The organism is Arenicella sp. 4NH20-0111 (assembly GCF_040366405.1).
GTDB lineage: Bacteria > Pseudomonadota > Gammaproteobacteria > Arenicellales > Arenicellaceae > Arenicella.
The window spans coordinates 460,039-475,050 of record NZ_BAABWF010000002.1 but is presented as its reverse complement, the minus strand read 5'-3'; the positions used below and the strand labels follow the sequence as shown (position 1 = coordinate 475,050).

Below are 15,012 nucleotides of genomic sequence, written 5' to 3'. Positions count from 1 at the left end.
TTAAACATATTGCGCAATATGTTTAATAAATTATCCAAATATTAATAAAATGAATAAACAGACTAAGACGCCTGAAATCAAGGATGCCTTTTTAGGCAGGCATTTAGAGAACCTAAGTCAACTGATTGAACAGCAGAGTAAGAATGTTTTTGACTATGAAAACATTCAAGTTCCGGTTAAATCGTGCTCGACGTTTATGTGTATTGGACGGCATGATGAAATATCCAGCGCAGACATAGCACGTGAACTAGGGATCTCCCACCAGCTAGTCAAGCAAAAGCTTACCCATCTATTGAAACTAGATTTAATTTCCGTGGATGCAGACCCAATAGACAAACGCAGACGTCTTTTGAAGCAAACCGCTAAAGGAAAAACACAACACACGAAACTGCTTGAACTTTTACCGAAGTTCGAAGCTGTTTATGAGGCCCTGTATACGTCGTTGGAGTTTAGGCTGATCGAAAAACTTGAGTTATTCAGATCCGAGCTTGTTTCCACACCACTTTTCGAACGAGCTCAATTTAGTAACAAACAACGATAAACAAAGATATCGAAGTCGACCATTGCACCTCGCCTATAAGAAAATCCACGACGCTAGCAAGTCTCGTTACTTCCCTCGATCAAAGTAGATTGAATAAAGTCAAATAAGTTTAAGGATGCTTAGATAGGTCATATTTCGCTCAAGGATTAAAGGAAAATATCGAGCCACCAACCTTCCCTGCTTGCAATTAGCCGCTAGATAACTGACGAGCGAGCTATGCAACGAACTCTTTTTTTGGAACATAGGTTCCTCGCAGGCGTTTGCTTGGCTAATTTTTCTATGACGCGATAGCGTATTTCCAATACATCTGCATCAATTAGGTTTTACGTATGGATGATATTAAATGTTAGCACTGTGACAATATATTTCTGAATTCATTTTGTTTTGCAGCCCAAACTACTATGTTATATCATAACATTTATTGAAATACTGGCAGAATTGTTAAAGCAGAACCGAATGTTAGAGTCTTGCGACCCAAAAACTGTATTAGCTCGACCCACTTTTTCGTTTGGGCATGTGTTGTTTACTCCTTGTATGGTTGAGCAAGGCTCAGTCCATCGTCGGCACAATACCGTTATATATCCATCTATTCTGAACGATGAACACGCGTATCCACCGCTTCTGCGTCAGCTCAAAGCTCTGGATCGAGTAACCCTCCAAACCAAATTACCTCCTTGTGCCAATGAGGTTCCATTCTTAACGAACCAAACCGCAAAACCGGCCTCTGATGGTCCATCCTAACTATAACTATTACAACGAATCACCGTCGTGAACACCCGCCAATAAATCTATTGGGTGCTAATAACGGCGGCAAATATAAAATTAGATAATTGAAATTATGAAAAACCTCAAAAATACCCCAGCAGGCCTGGGTCTTGGCGTTGCTTTGGGACTAACCATTGCAGTACCGGTAGCAGCACAAACACAAAATAGCGCCGATGAAGCTAAAATTGAAGAGATATTCGTGCTTGGTGAACGGCGCGCTTATCAAGGAAACTTCGATGATCTGGAAAACCCCACGGCAGATCAAACTATGAGCGAGGAACTGCTTCTTCAAGTGGGCGCTATAAACTTAGATGATGCATTAGATTTATCGGCTTCGGTCGCGCGGCAAAACAATTTCGGTGGGCTATGGAATAGCTTTTCCATTCGAGGATTCTCTGGCGACATAAATTTACCCAGTGGTTTTCTGGTAAACGGGTTCAATGCGGGACGTGGTTTTGGTGGACCTCGTGACTTGGTTGGCATTGAATCGATGGAGGTGTTGAAAGGCCCTCGCTCAGCTCTGTTTGGTCGCGGTGAACCGGGTGGCACAGTGAACCTGGTGACCAAACGCCCCAAATTTGAAACGGGGGGATACATTCGAGGCACGATAGGTAAGTGGAAACAAGCTCGTTTGGAAGGCGACTATCAAACCGTACTTGGAGCGAATGAGAATGTTGGTCTTCGTTTGGTTGGTTTTTATGAAGATAGCGACAGCTTTCGCGAACCCGCTGAGTCTGAGAAAGTAGGGTTTTATCCATCACTGAATTGGAAAGTTTCGGATCAAACCAGCCTATCGTACGATTTAGAATACACCTCTCAGGAATTACCGTTTGACCGCGGTGTGGTTTACTCGGAGGATTTTGGTTTTTCTCCGCGAGACGTTTTTGTTGGCGAAAACGTTCCAATCGAAACCCAAGTCATCGGTCATCAACTCGAGCTTCAAAATAACTTCGATGACAACTGGAGTTTTTTAGGCGGCGTAGGCTTTCGCGAGACCAGCCTTGAAGGCGATGCGTTTGAATCACAATTTGGCTCGCGTCAAACCTATTTTCTCAATGGCGAAACCGTCTCACGCTTCTTCCGTTCGCGTGACTTTGACTCTGAGTATTTTGTGTTACGAGGCGAATTGGCGGGAGAATTCCAAACCGGACAATTGCGTCACCGCGTGACTCTGGGAATGGATTACGATAAGTTTGACAACACATTGGTTATTGATCGTTTTCGCTCGAGATTTGGTGGCGATATCAATGCCCTAACCCCCTCAGACTTAGCCAGTGATTTGATACTTGAAATCGACAACCCTGTTTATGGCGCGAACCTTAACCCGATCGCGGGAGCCAACACCAACCGAAACGAAGTACTTAAGGGCTACGGCATATACATCCAGGATCAAATTGATCTCACTGATCAGCTACAAGTCCGCATTGGCGCACGCTTTGACGATTTTGAGCAAGACCTTACCAACTTTCTGGCATCACCAGCCACGACGATCACCTCCTCAGATGACCGATTTTCGCCCCAGTTTGGTGCCGTCTACCAGGTTAATGATGGTGTCAGCCTTTATGCCTCTTACGGCGAGGGTTATCGCCAACAAACAGGCCAAGACTTCCAACAAAATCAGTTTGATCCAAACATAACGGAATCAAAAGAAATTGGGTTGAAAATGGACCTTGGTGAGATCTACAAGACGGTAGAAGGTTCAATCGGCCTGACGCTGTTTCAAGTTGAACAAAGCAATTTTCTCGTCAACGATGACCGCCCGGCAGCAACGGCGGTTGGATTTTTCTCGATCCCAGCAGGTGAAGCGGAAAGTACAGGGCTGGAGTTTGATGCAAATTTAGAATTTGAAAACAACCTCAGCTTTTGGATTTCCTACGCCTATACAGATGCTGAGTTTAGTAACAGCTTTGCTGACGTAGACGGCTTCGGGTTTACCATTGACTCGGGAGACCCGGTTATTAACTCGCCAGAACATCAATTCAACATACAAGCAAGTAAAGGCCTCAGCTTAGGTGGCATGCCAGCCAGTATCGGTGGCGGCATTTTCTACACGGATGAGCGTAATGGCTTTGTCGGTTCTGATTTCATCTTACCTGACTACACAACAGTGCGGCTATTCAGCGAAATCAAGCCAATCGATAAACTGTCTTTGAGGCTGGACGTAGATAACCTATTCGACGAAACCTTCTACACCAATTCTTTTGCTAACGTTTGGGTAGGACCAGGAACACCACGTCGCTGGAGGTTTACCGCGACGTATTCTTTCTAACTGGCAATCTGTATTTTGAGGCACACTCGTTGAGTGTGCCTTAAGCAAATACGCAAAGACCAGACTGTCTCCGCTGTGTATTAACAGCTACTACTCAACCAATCTAAAGCGACAATTCATAGTTAGGTGCGAAAGCAATTGGAATAACAAACGTTAAGTTCGCGTCCGAATACCGATCATCTACGGGCGTAGAATCCTCTTCTACATTCGGGTTCCACACGACTTCTATCTTGACTAAACCTGGTTTTAGCCCCTCCGTCGGCACCAAGCCAATAAGCCCTCTCATCTTGATGTCCGCGCGCTCAGCCGCATAGAAGGTAGACATCGGAACCGGCGTACCTTCGATGCTCACGGACCAAAGCGAACGTACACAGTCAAGCCGTTCTGATGTTTCGGTCGAGTCACTACAAAATTGATCGAGCAATAAATTGTCTCTAAGAGGTTGATAGGGTAAAAATAAGCGCACAAAGCTAGCACTTTGATTGAAGCTATCAACTCGCGGCCACCCCCTCAGTTTGTCTAAGGCGCTCGGCATATCCTCATAATAGGTACTGCGAAATCCACCATTAATGTCTGGGGGCCCCATATAAGAGAATTCATTCGAAATTGTGAACGAGCGCCAAGCAGCGCCGCTTGTATTTCCGATCATCACAATTGCTCCGATACTGAACGCCAATGCAACAATCACAACCAGGGGGCGCGTGTTGCTTTGCAATGTAAGCTGCACAGGCAAAACAAGACGTTGTGGATAAGCAAGCTCTACGACGCGCCGCAGAAAATTCAACAGCCAGACGAGGAACCGATTCCCACGCAGACGGGGTACTCGGGCAGCGAGCTGCGCATCCAGTAAATAGGAAAGAATCGGCGCACCAATAAATATGGTGAGCAAAATGGTGGTACTGATACCCAAGGCATTGTTCGTGCCGCCAAATTGGCTACCTATTGAGCCAGATACAACCAGTGTGCCTACTAAAATAACGCCAAACCACAGTACATTCAAGGTCAGCATGCTGATAACCGCGAACAGTGATGATGCTAAACGGTCCGTTTTTTCAATTACCGTACCTAGGTCTGGCAACGTTTCACGATAGTGTTTGCGGCTGATCGGGCCTAAACCCGGAGTCTTGCTCCAATTAATACCATTAGGAAAAGCGGCGCGCAGACCAATCATCCCAACCCAGTAAGCACGCGCCATTAAATGCACTATAAAACAAGCGGCCAAACCATAACTCACGCCAGCCAATATATTTGAACCCACCAGCGAGGCGATGTACATACTGGTCGAGAGGTGCGTGTAAACGTCTGCGATTTTATCGAATAACCAGCTGGGCATAGACAATAAAGCGAATATGGTCAAACTTGAAATTATTAACTCAAGCTCATCCGTACGATCACGTAAGCGACCGATGGCTTCGGCATTATCTTGGTCCTGTGCTGCTGCTTTTTTTTCTTGTGTCAAACCACCCTACTCCTAAAAATCGGGGTTATGTAAACGTAACGTTGATTTCTAGATAATATCTCAGGTTTACGGAATTTGAAGCAAAGAATTTATTGTTGCTAGAGGCGAATTCCAATCTAACCCAGGCGATGGCTTGAACAGATGGCAACAGCAGCCTCCAGACTGGGTGTATTTATTCCGATACATGCCGTTGAATCACTGAGTCGACAATCGGTATAAAGTCGGTGGGCTGGATGCTGTTATACAACTTAAAATACAAACTATCCCCATAACCGAACTCGACATCCTTGTAGGCTTCGTTTTTAGAAAGCTCTTGCCATTCTATCGCCTGATGTTTAGCGCACGTTATAGGCAACCATTCATTTTTTTTGGCTGATGGCGAAAACACCGAGGCAGTAGGTGTGCCGACCGCTTGCGCTATATGCCTTGGCCCACCTTCATTGCCGATAAATACGTCACACAGGCTAAACAGAATAGCCAGATCGCGTAACTCGTTAATCGGCACCTTCCTAACAACACCGCTGACACAAGCCAGATCCTGATGCACCAACTCCACCTCTTTTAGTTCGTGAGGTAGGCCACCAAACAATACTATTTGCGCCTGGTACCTATCGAGGCAATGTTTAATAGTTTCAACAATATAGTGTCGGTTCCACTTCTTTTGCGGCTCTTTTGAACTTACACAAAAAACAAATATTGATTTATTCAAGTCTATACCGTGAGACTCAATAATGCCGCGCATCTTTGCTCGCTCAGGCTCGGTCACCATTAAATTTATCGGTTCGTTATAACTGATTTGATAACCCACCTCGGTAAGAGGTCGCAGCAATTCCAGTCGCTGTAATACTTTGTGCGGCCGCTCTGCAGCCTGCTTTATGCGATGCGTATACGCAATGCCCCGTCTTTTTTTGTAACGACCAATTCGATACTTGCTCTTTCTGGATAGCAAAGAAATGAGTTCACTTTTGGCGGTTGAGCTAGCGTCAATAGTGATGTCGTATTCAGTTCGAGTTATGGACCAAATCTTCTTCACATACTTGATTGGGTTCTTTCGTTCTTCCCAAGAAAGCCCAATAACCTGATTAATAGAAAGATGATGTTTATACAGCCCCTGACTTGGTTCATGCACAAGATAGTCGATACGGGCATTAGGAAAGGTCTTCCTGAGAGAATCGCAAATAGTTGAGCTCAGCACTACGTCGCCGATCGCATTAAAGCGAATTACCAGAATTTTCATGTTTAAGTGATTCTGTGGTCCTTAGGTTTACATCAATGAAAGAATGGCATTAAGCTTTTGGCTGCTTTGATGCCTCGTATAAAGGACAGGCTTAGCGTTTACCCGCCAAACCTGTTCCTATCTCTGAGAACTTACCTTACGTTTTTAACAATCGCGTTACTTCATCCATTAATCACCTAAAGCAAAGTGTGAGGATGAAGAACTCAAACACCAAGAGTCAGAGTCTCCATCGAAAAAGCAGGTTGGCTTCAATCCCCGTTTTGCTTCCTAGATCAAGAATGAGTGGACTATCAGCGGCATCACCAAGGTAACTTTCAACTTCCATAGAGCCCAATATGCTCATGCGATTACTCAGATAGTATTCCGTCGATAAGCCTAGTGTGAGCGACTTGAGGCCACTGTTCGGCTGAAACGTTCTGAAGCCAGAGCGCAATGACTCATCCGACGTGATGCCAAATTCCGTCTGCATGTACTCCGAGTCAGCGCCACTTATGTCCAGTCGAGTTCCAAAACGCCACTTATCATTGTCCATAAGCCAGTCATGACTTGCACCGACAAACCACACCAGGCCCTTATTCGCATCACCCGTAAGATCAGGCTGTAGTGTCGCGAAAATCGAGCTGTCGCCAAAACGACGCGCGAGGGTGAATTGACCCTCAATGGTAGACTCGACTGAATCAAGAGTGTCAAGAATGGGGTCATCACCACGATCACGACCTTCTTCATACTCTATAAATCCCTGAAATTGCGTGTTTTCTGATATCGAATAGATCGTCCCGATTTCACCTAAGCCGAAGTAGATACGGTGCCCTGATTGAGTTCGGAAAAGTGCTCGTGCCGACACGCCGGCCGCCGATTCGGAACTATCTGAACCGGCATAGGTTGGCTCAATTTCTACGCCAAGCCCTAGTTCGAACTGCCACCCAGGCTCTGAATCCAATGCATACCATGGGCTCTCTGGGTTTAGCTGTAATGGGTCCGAGGCGTCGGATGTAATGGGCAAAGTAATGATAGAAAGTGTGAACAGTGCTGATCGATAACGCATGTGAATGTATTCCTAATTCCAAAGTAGTTCATGTTAATTGGCCTAGAAGTGTATTTTGATCAAGCAGTTATCGGCATCGGGCATTTGTCTTAAAAAGACTTGGGTTTTGTGTTTTCGGCATTCATCGGGCAAATGTCCTATGGTAGACGGTGCCTGAGTTTGTTCTAATATTCCGGACCAAACTAACTACAAATTTCCTTGGGCCCTTCTATAGCAAAATGAACCAAAAAAAAGACATTGAACAAATATTGGTGGGAATAGCATTGTTAGTACTTGTGTGCGCGGGCATTTTCGATCTAATTGAAGACCGAGCGGAAGGCGCTACTGCTTTCGAGCTGTCCTTGGACTTCATCGTAAGCGTCTTCGTTGGCGGAACTCTATTGTATATATGGAAGAAGAAACCCGCCGCCACAAAGACACGCAATAAGTATCTAGAGCGTAAGATCCGGATGTCCAATCAAGACCTTATTGTATGGAAGTCCAGAGCGTCAAAATTGCTGCTTGGTTTAGGGTTGGAGATCGATCAGCAGTTTGATTCTTGGGTTTTAACTAAGGCCGAAAAAGAAGTCGCACTTCTGCTCATCAAGGGAATCAGTTTAAAAGAACTGGCTTACCTTAGATCAACAAATGAGAAAACCGTACGTCAACAAGCCAGCAGCATATACTCGAAAGCAAATCTAGAGAGCCGAGCAGAATTGTCTGCGTTTTTTCTGGAAGACTTATTGTTGCCCTAATCTTGATATAAAGGGTGTTTTATTGTTAGAACTCCTGCTCATCTCGGAAGCACTAAAGATGGGATCTAATACTGCTCAACCTTAGAGACAGTAACCGACCCATCATAGATCAAGACACTCTTCAGATTTGTCTAACAATAAGGTGTGCCCACTCATGCAGTCATTAATATCAAAAGCAATACGTGATAATCCATCGCTATGCGCGTTACCTAAGGCGCTCGTAGCAGCATCACAAGATAGACCGTCTAGCGCCTTGCTCTGCTTCAAGATATCGACGTATTGCTTAAGCGTTAGACCGGCAGGTGCTTCGAACATAGAAACGCATTGAATCGCCTTCGCGATGATTTCATCGCTGGGACAAAGTATCCTGTTAATTAACGCTTTTAGGTAAGTTCTCTTTAAGGTATCGGGCAAAAGTAGATACTGCAGGTTTAACCCCTTGTCTCGACGGCATGAGTAAACTTATCTCTGCGGTTCCCGCTGACCAATCGCGTAACACGCGAACCAGGGTTCCGGCTCTCTCCTCCTCTCGACATATGTAAAGAGGTAGCCCAACGACACCCAAGCCAAGAGACGCTGCTTTTTTGAGCGTTACCATATCATCGCTGCATAGGCGAGGTTGATACGCAATGGATACGCTCCGACCTTCTTGACTTTGTAATTTCCAGCACCCCTTTTCAGGCTTCCAACCCAATTTTAAACCAGCGTGTTGTTCTAACTCTTCTGGGATAACGGGTCTGCCAGCTCGCTCTAGGTAACTCGGAGAAGCGAACAAACCCCAATCAGCGATGGCCAATCGTCGCTGAATCAGGGTGGAGTCTGGTAACGGACTGCTGTGCGCACGAATTGCAATATCCACACCCTGTTCAACAAGATCGATGGACTGATTTGTAACCTGTTGGATAATTTCTACCTGCGGATACTTGCGAATAAACCTTGTAACGATGTCGCTTAGAGCAAACTGAGCCATCCCAACCGAGCACGACAAGCGAACTTTCCCTGAAAGTACATTCGACAATTGCTTAATCGCTGCATTAGCCGCCTCAATTTCATCAACCGCCCTACGTGCGTGCTGATAGAAGGTTTTACCGATATCAGTAACGTAAAATTGACGCGATGTTCGCTGAATAAGGCGAACACCAAGCTTCGCCTCTAACTGGCTTATGTGCCGACTTAAGCGCGACTTGGGAACGCCCAAAGCCCGGCCGGCCGGCGCAAAACCTTCCTTTTCGACAACGTGGACGAAATAAAAGTAGTCGTTCATATCCATTCTGTATCACCCTTTGCCAAAATATCGTTTCAATTATAGAACCATAAGTTCAAATATTGCCACTTTTAAGCTTTATCGTTTCAAATTACATTGTAATCACAACGTAATTTCAATGGATAAAAATATGAAACAAACGAACACAAAAAGTACTACCACGCAGTTGAACATGAGCGCTCAAGTTATTGGCAAACCTCTAAATGTTGGTACGGGATTTCAAGCACTCAGTTTTAAACACGATCAGTTCAATGGGTTAATGGACCCTCTTGTCATGGTTGACCATTACACAATGACACAGCCAACTTTTGGTGAACACCCGCACGCAGGAATGTCTGCTGTCTCCATTCTCTTTGAAGACAGCGAAGGTATTTTCAACAACCAAGACTCGCTTGGAAACAACATAGATCTTTTACCAGGTGACGCCTACTGGCTTAAAGCGGGCGCAGGTGCAATTCACGATGAAAAGCCAACTCTAGGTTCAAGAACCCATGGCCTTCAGATTTTCGTCAACTTGCCTAAAGCTTGCAAACACGACACTCCTGACTCTCTGCATGTTCCAGCTAACAACATGCCAATCATCAAAGGAAACGGCTTCAGAGTTCGCGTGATCTTCGGCAACAGCAATGGCATAACTGGAGCACCGTCACCAGCGCAGACCTTCACGGCCTTGGATGCTTATCTGGAAAACGACGCAAGCTACACACATGAACTGAAAGGCGAACAATCGGCATTGATTTACGTAATTTCGGGGTCAATCAATGTCCATGCAGGCAATCAAAACGTAAACATAGCCAATGGGCAGTCTATGACGATTCAAACCCAATCGGATAAACACCAATTGCATTTTGAAAGCACGAATGAAGCTCACTTTGTCGTTCTACAGGGGGCGCCAATCCAAGAACCCTTTGCGCAGAAAGGGCCATTTGTTATGTCGGATTTACAGGAACTTGAGCGGGTATCGGCAGCCTATGAGGCAGGCTTATTTGGATCTATTTCTAGCGATTTCAACTAAAAAATAAAGATGATTTTATCACCACAAATAACCGACTTCTGGTACATGCAGTATCACTGTAATTTTAGATGTTTTGAAGAAATCGACGTTTAGAGTCCCAACAGACAATCACCTCAATTAGACAAGACTATAATTCTGGTATTTCAATTTCATACCCATTATCCTGCATTTTTTGACTGCTTAGGTAACTTAGTATTTCTATCATTCACGCCATCGCCATGATCGCCGCAAGTCTGGGAGTGTTCCAGGCTATGCTGTTGGCTGCCCATTTATTAAGCATAGACCGCGGCAACCGCCTGGCTAATCAGCTGTTTGCCTTAATGCTAATTGGTTTGAGCATTAGAATAGGTAAGTCGGTTTTCAACTATTACCTGGTTATCGAACCATGGCAGCGAAACATAGGACTGGCTGGCTTACTACTCGTGGGGCCTAGCTTTTGGCTGTATGGCAAAACCATAAGCCAAAAGCTATCAACGTTAAGTAAGAGAGAGCTTTTCAGTTTCGCCCCCGCAGTCGTCTACGCTTTGTTTTGCTGGTTAATTCCAAATGACAGAGGCGTTACGGCTCACCTCAGTTACACTTTGGTGATGAGTCAGTGGGCTATTTACCTATACCTATCAATGAAGTTAACGTCTCAGATCAATCGAGTGTTAACGTTAGACGCCGGCGCCTGGTATCGCAAAATTTTCATCGGGCTGTGTGTCGTTTGGTCATACTACTTCTTAGTTTTCATTGGTGTAGTGCCCTATTACCTCGGTGGGGCCGTCATCTATTCGATGATGATCTGCGGACTGACGGTTCTGTTTTTAAATCGTCAGCACTTTAGTACAAATAAATACCTGCAAACCAAGCTTTCCAGCCAACAAAGCAAAGATACAATGACTCGAATTGAGCTCGCTATGATCGAGAACCAGCTGTATCTGGATTCTGGATTAACCGTTGCTAAGGTAGCGGCCCATCTCAACGTGTCGGCTAGGCAAGTATCGCGCGCCATTAACGAAAACGGCGGGTTTGGATTTGCGGCATTTGTAAAACAACATCGGCTTGACCACGCAAAGCGCTTACTCTCCGACCCAAACTATCGAAGATCGAAAATTGCCGCCATAGCGACGGACTCTGGTTTTGGTAACGTCGCCTCATTTAACAGTGCGTTTGCAAGCGAAGAAAACATCACTCCTTCGGAATATCGCAAGAGAAGAATTGAGAGCATAGAGTGACTAAAACCTTCTGAAATCGTGAATTCATAAACGATTTTTCTGATATTCATGTTTAAAAGCAGCATTCTAGAGGCACATTAACGAACGCTTTAGCTCCATTGAAAACACTATCACTGTATTTTGTGGCTGCCCTTTACTTGAGCACCCTACCCTCGATCGCCAAAACGCCGTCGATTAACTACGAACGCATCACGATTGCTGATCGACTCCTGCGGCCATGGGATATGGCTTTTATAGATGAAAACTCGGCACTGATCACAGAAAAAGAAGGAGGACTACAGCTGGTAAACCTTCACAATGGCCAGAAAATAGAGATTCAAGGCCTACCAACTGACGTGGACAATCGAAATCGGTCGAGCATTGGTGATAATTCTGGGCTCTTCGCGGTTAAGTTAGATCCTGATTTTTCTCAAAATCGCTGGATCTATTTGTCTTATGCAGCGCGCGATCCAAATGGCTTGGGCACCACCACTAAGGTGATTCGTGCAAGGCTAAATCAACACAGATTACAGTCGATCGAACCTCTGTTCACAGCGCTCCCCTACAGCAAGGACCGTTACCATTATGGCGGTGGCATGGTATTCGGTTCCGATGACAAACTCTATTTTACCGTAGGTGAGCGACTGTTTACCGAAGCCGATCAACCTGCGATGCCAATCGCGCAGGACTATCTTGAGCGGCGCGGAAAAATATATCGAATTAACCGTGACGGTTCTATCCCTGAGGACAACCCTAAAATCAGCAAGAATGCTGTTCCAGGCATTTACGCAGTCGGGATCCGAGCAGCCCAAGGATTGACGGTAAACCCCATGACGAATGAAATTTGGTTCTCGGAACACGGCACTCATCAGGGCGATGAAATCAATCGCCTCATTAGCGGTGCCAACTATGGTTGGCCCATTCACACTTCGGGAAAATATCGCCACGCTCAATACCAGCCACCGTCGCTTAAAGACCGCAGATTTACCTCGCCTGCTTGGTCTTGGAAGCAGACCGTCGCCCCAACTGGATTAACGTTCTACACTGGTTCAGAGTTTCCTGAATGGCACGGCGATCTTTTCGTGGCAGGGCTCAGTCGAGGCAGCTTATGGCGAATTCGAACTGCCGACGGTGACATAGCCAATATGGAGCAGCTGTTCATTAATGCCCCTATTAGACTGCGTAATGTAAAGCAATCACCCAAAGGCGCTATCTACCTGCTGACGGACGAAGCTAACGGGCGCCTGATGAAATTACAACCTACAACCGAGGATAATCACTGATGACACATTTTAAAACTCTGACTTTAACGCTACTTTTGATCTGTTCAAATGTGACAAACGCTGACCCGAATACCGATGCGGCGCGGGAGGTGATTCAACAATATATTGACGGTTCGTCTTACACTCAAAGAGAAAAGCTTATTGAGGCCTTTCACCCTGATGCTACACTCTACTTAACTGGGAAAGAAGGCTTCGATCGCTACAATCCAACGCAATACGCCGACTTTTTTGCCCATAGAGAGCCCGGAAAGTTCAATGGCCGAATCGGCAAAATTCTATCGATTGAGGTCACCAAGGATATCGCAACAGCCAAAGCGTCTATTAGTATTCAAGAAAGCAACCTTGTCTACATTGACCTGTTTTTATTAAAAAAGACAGATGAACAATGGCAAATCATCAGCAAAACGGCCACTCGACTTTCTGACGAATAGATGATTTTATCTTTAGCGCCATTTTTTCTGCGGTATGTTACGAGTACAAGATAAATTAAGGGCGCATTTTAACGCAGGCTGAACGCAACTTAGTCCAAGTCGATTCTTCGATGGAGATACAGGATCGACTTCCAGAGTATTTACACTCAGGCCACGCATGCGAAACTTGATTCAACTCATGGTCATTTAGCCAGTTTTATCTGTTGTTCTAATATTCGAAAGAGCTCTAATTTCTTTAATGGTTTAGACAAACAGTCGTCCATCCCATTAGCAATGTAGCGCTCTCTATCACCTACCAGCGCGTTCGCGGTTAATGCGACAATGGGGGTTTTAGAACGCGTAGAGTGTGCCTCAAATTCTCTCATCTTCGCGAGCGCCTCAAGTCCATCCATCACCGGCATGTTGATGTCCATAAGCACGAGATCGAACTCACTTTTCTCAAACTCCACACACGCTTCAGCGCCGTTATCAGCGATGGTGAAATCCACTTGTATGCTTTTTAATATTGCTTTGACCAGCATTTGGTTAACCAAGTTATCTTCCGCCACCAAAATGCTTTTCCCTGAAAAGTCGGCGACTTCGAAATGATTTTCCCCATTTGGCGATGAAATCTTGGTTTTCGCTAGTTGAATTTCAAACCGAAAAACGCTGCCTTCATTCAACGCACTTTGAACGGTCAGCTCACTACCGAGTTTTTGAACCAATTGATATGAAATAGCCAATCCTAAGCCCGTCCCACCGAAACGCCTGGCGGTTGCGCGCTCGGCTTGTGAAAACGGATCGAAAATATTATCGATACTGCTCGAGGGAATACCTATTCCAGTATCGCTAACTTCAAAAGAAACCCTAAGCTCGCTGTCGCTTTCTTCGACAAGTTTGATCGCGACCTCGACCTTGCCGGTCTCAGTAAACTTGATGGCATTACTCACCAAATTACTCACCACTTGTTTCAGCCGAAGAGAATCGCACAACACACCTTGATGAAGTCGATCATCAATTTCGGTAATCAACAAAATGTCCTTTTCACTGGCCTTGCATTTGAAAATTTCGATTGCCGGTTCTAACACCTCTCGCAAGTTCATTGAATGAAGATCTAGCTCAAGTTTTCCAGAGTCAATTTTAGAAAAATCCAAGGTGTCATTGATAATCCCCATCAGGCTGTCTGAGCTATGATTGATTACCTCTAAATAGTGTTTTTGCGTCTCATCAAGGTCTGTATCCGCCAATTGTTCTATAAAACCAACAACGCCATTCAATGGGGTTCTTAACTCGTGAGCGACGGTCGCAAGAAACTTGTCTTTGACCTCTTGCGCTTTTTTTAGTTCAAAAAGCGAATTTTGCAAATCTCGCTCTTTCTTATACAGTTTTTCGGTCGCAAAACAGGCTTGAATGCTCTGATCCAACTTATCGCAAAGGCGGTCCAGCACTTTTAACGTAACATCGTCAAACGAGCGTCGTCGCCTAAAGAAAAGAACCCCGGTTTTTGGCAAGTTAAAGAAATAGAGATACTCATCCGTCATCTTCTGTTCCAACAAAAGATGCTCCCGTAGTTGACTACGATCTTTATTTTGCAGGGCTTGGAGAAGGAATTCGTTGGAAATTTTCTGGCCGCGTTTCGGAATTTGAGCAATTGGGGTATCCGTATTTATTTCATCGAACACGCCGATTCCAATGCCATCAAGCTTGCGCAGCAATGTCGTTAAAGACTCCTTCATGGAGATATCGAGATTGGTTGAATTGCCAATGCTCATGGCAATCTCGTACAACAAACTG

General features: G+C 45.2%; 13 protein-coding genes. 7 read left to right on the top strand and 6 right to left on the bottom strand.

From position 1 onward, the window contains the following. The first annotated feature begins 49 nt into the window (after positions 1-49). Positions 50-541: a MarR family transcriptional regulator gene (locus tag ABWW54_RS06155; RefSeq protein WP_353411223.1), complete on the top strand. Its 492-nt coding sequence runs from the start codon at positions 50-52 to the stop codon at positions 539-541. An 838-nt stretch (positions 542-1,379) separates the two neighbouring features. Next, positions 1,380-3,575, top strand: a complete 2,196-nt coding sequence (locus ABWW54_RS06150; protein ID WP_353411221.1) for a TonB-dependent siderophore receptor — start codon at positions 1,380-1,382, stop codon at positions 3,573-3,575. A 103-nt stretch (positions 3,576-3,678) separates the two neighbouring features. On the opposite strand, the gene ABWW54_RS06145 is transcribed toward ABWW54_RS06150, so the two are convergent. The 3 genes from ABWW54_RS06145 to ABWW54_RS06135 form a co-directional block, all read right to left on the bottom strand. Continuing rightward, on the bottom strand, positions 3,679-5,034 hold the full coding sequence (locus ABWW54_RS06145; protein ID WP_353411219.1) for a hypothetical protein: 1,356 nt from the start codon (positions 5,032-5,034) through the stop codon (positions 3,679-3,681). Positions 5,035-5,206: 172 nt separating this feature from the next. Continuing rightward, positions 5,207-6,271 (bottom strand): glycosyltransferase family 9 protein, encoded by a 1,065-nt coding sequence (locus ABWW54_RS06140; protein WP_353411217.1) that lies wholly within the window; start codon positions 6,269-6,271, stop codon positions 5,207-5,209. A 217-nt stretch (positions 6,272-6,488) separates the two neighbouring features. Beyond that, positions 6,489-7,316 carry a MipA/OmpV family protein gene (locus tag ABWW54_RS06135; RefSeq protein WP_353411215.1) on the bottom strand — a complete coding sequence of 276 codons (828 nt, stop codon included), beginning with the start codon at positions 7,314-7,316 and terminating at the stop codon, positions 6,489-6,491. Positions 7,317-7,534: 218 nt separating this feature from the next. Between ABWW54_RS06135 and ABWW54_RS06130 the strand changes: the two genes are divergently transcribed. After that, positions 7,535-8,050: a helix-turn-helix transcriptional regulator gene (locus tag ABWW54_RS06130; protein ID WP_353411213.1), complete on the top strand. Its 516-nt coding sequence runs from the start codon at positions 7,535-7,537 to the stop codon at positions 8,048-8,050. Positions 8,051-8,152: 102 nt separating this feature from the next. On the opposite strand, the gene ABWW54_RS06125 is transcribed toward ABWW54_RS06130, so the two are convergent. Beyond that, on the bottom strand, positions 8,153-8,365 hold the full coding sequence (locus ABWW54_RS06125; RefSeq protein ID WP_353411211.1) for a hypothetical protein: 213 nt from the start codon (positions 8,363-8,365) through the stop codon (positions 8,153-8,155). Between the two features lie 55 nt (positions 8,366-8,420). Further along, positions 8,421-9,314, bottom strand: a complete 894-nt coding sequence (locus ABWW54_RS06120) for a LysR substrate-binding domain-containing protein (RefSeq protein ID WP_353411209.1) — start codon at positions 9,312-9,314, stop codon at positions 8,421-8,423. A 130-nt stretch (positions 9,315-9,444) separates the two neighbouring features. On the opposite strand from ABWW54_RS06120, the gene ABWW54_RS06115 reads away from it, so the two are divergent. From ABWW54_RS06115 to ABWW54_RS06100, 4 genes are all read left to right on the top strand, one after another. Further along, on the top strand, positions 9,445-10,329 hold the full coding sequence (locus ABWW54_RS06115) for a pirin family protein (RefSeq protein WP_353411207.1): 885 nt from the start codon (positions 9,445-9,447) through the stop codon (positions 10,327-10,329). A gap of 218 nt (positions 10,330-10,547) precedes the next feature. Continuing rightward, the gene (locus tag ABWW54_RS06110; RefSeq protein WP_353411205.1) at positions 10,548-11,546 is read left to right on the top strand and encodes a helix-turn-helix domain-containing protein; all 999 of its coding nucleotides are present in this window, start codon (positions 10,548-10,550) and stop codon (positions 11,544-11,546) included. 98 nt (positions 11,547-11,644) lie between these two features. After that, the gene (locus ABWW54_RS06105; protein WP_353411203.1) at positions 11,645-12,808 is read left to right on the top strand and encodes a PQQ-dependent sugar dehydrogenase; all 1,164 of its coding nucleotides are present in this window, start codon (positions 11,645-11,647) and stop codon (positions 12,806-12,808) included. Further along, positions 12,808-13,239, top strand: a complete 432-nt coding sequence (locus ABWW54_RS06100) for a nuclear transport factor 2 family protein (RefSeq protein ID WP_353411201.1) — start codon at positions 12,808-12,810, stop codon at positions 13,237-13,239. Before ABWW54_RS06105 ends, ABWW54_RS06100 begins: the two co-directional genes overlap by 1 nt. A 182-nt stretch (positions 13,240-13,421) precedes the next feature. Here ABWW54_RS06100 and ABWW54_RS06095 read toward each other — a convergent pair whose 3' ends face one another. Continuing rightward, positions 13,422-14,990 carry an ATP-binding protein gene (locus ABWW54_RS06095; RefSeq protein ID WP_353411199.1) on the bottom strand — a complete coding sequence of 523 codons (1,569 nt, stop codon included), beginning with the start codon at positions 14,988-14,990 and terminating at the stop codon, positions 13,422-13,424. Between the last annotated feature and the right edge of the window lie 22 nt (positions 14,991-15,012).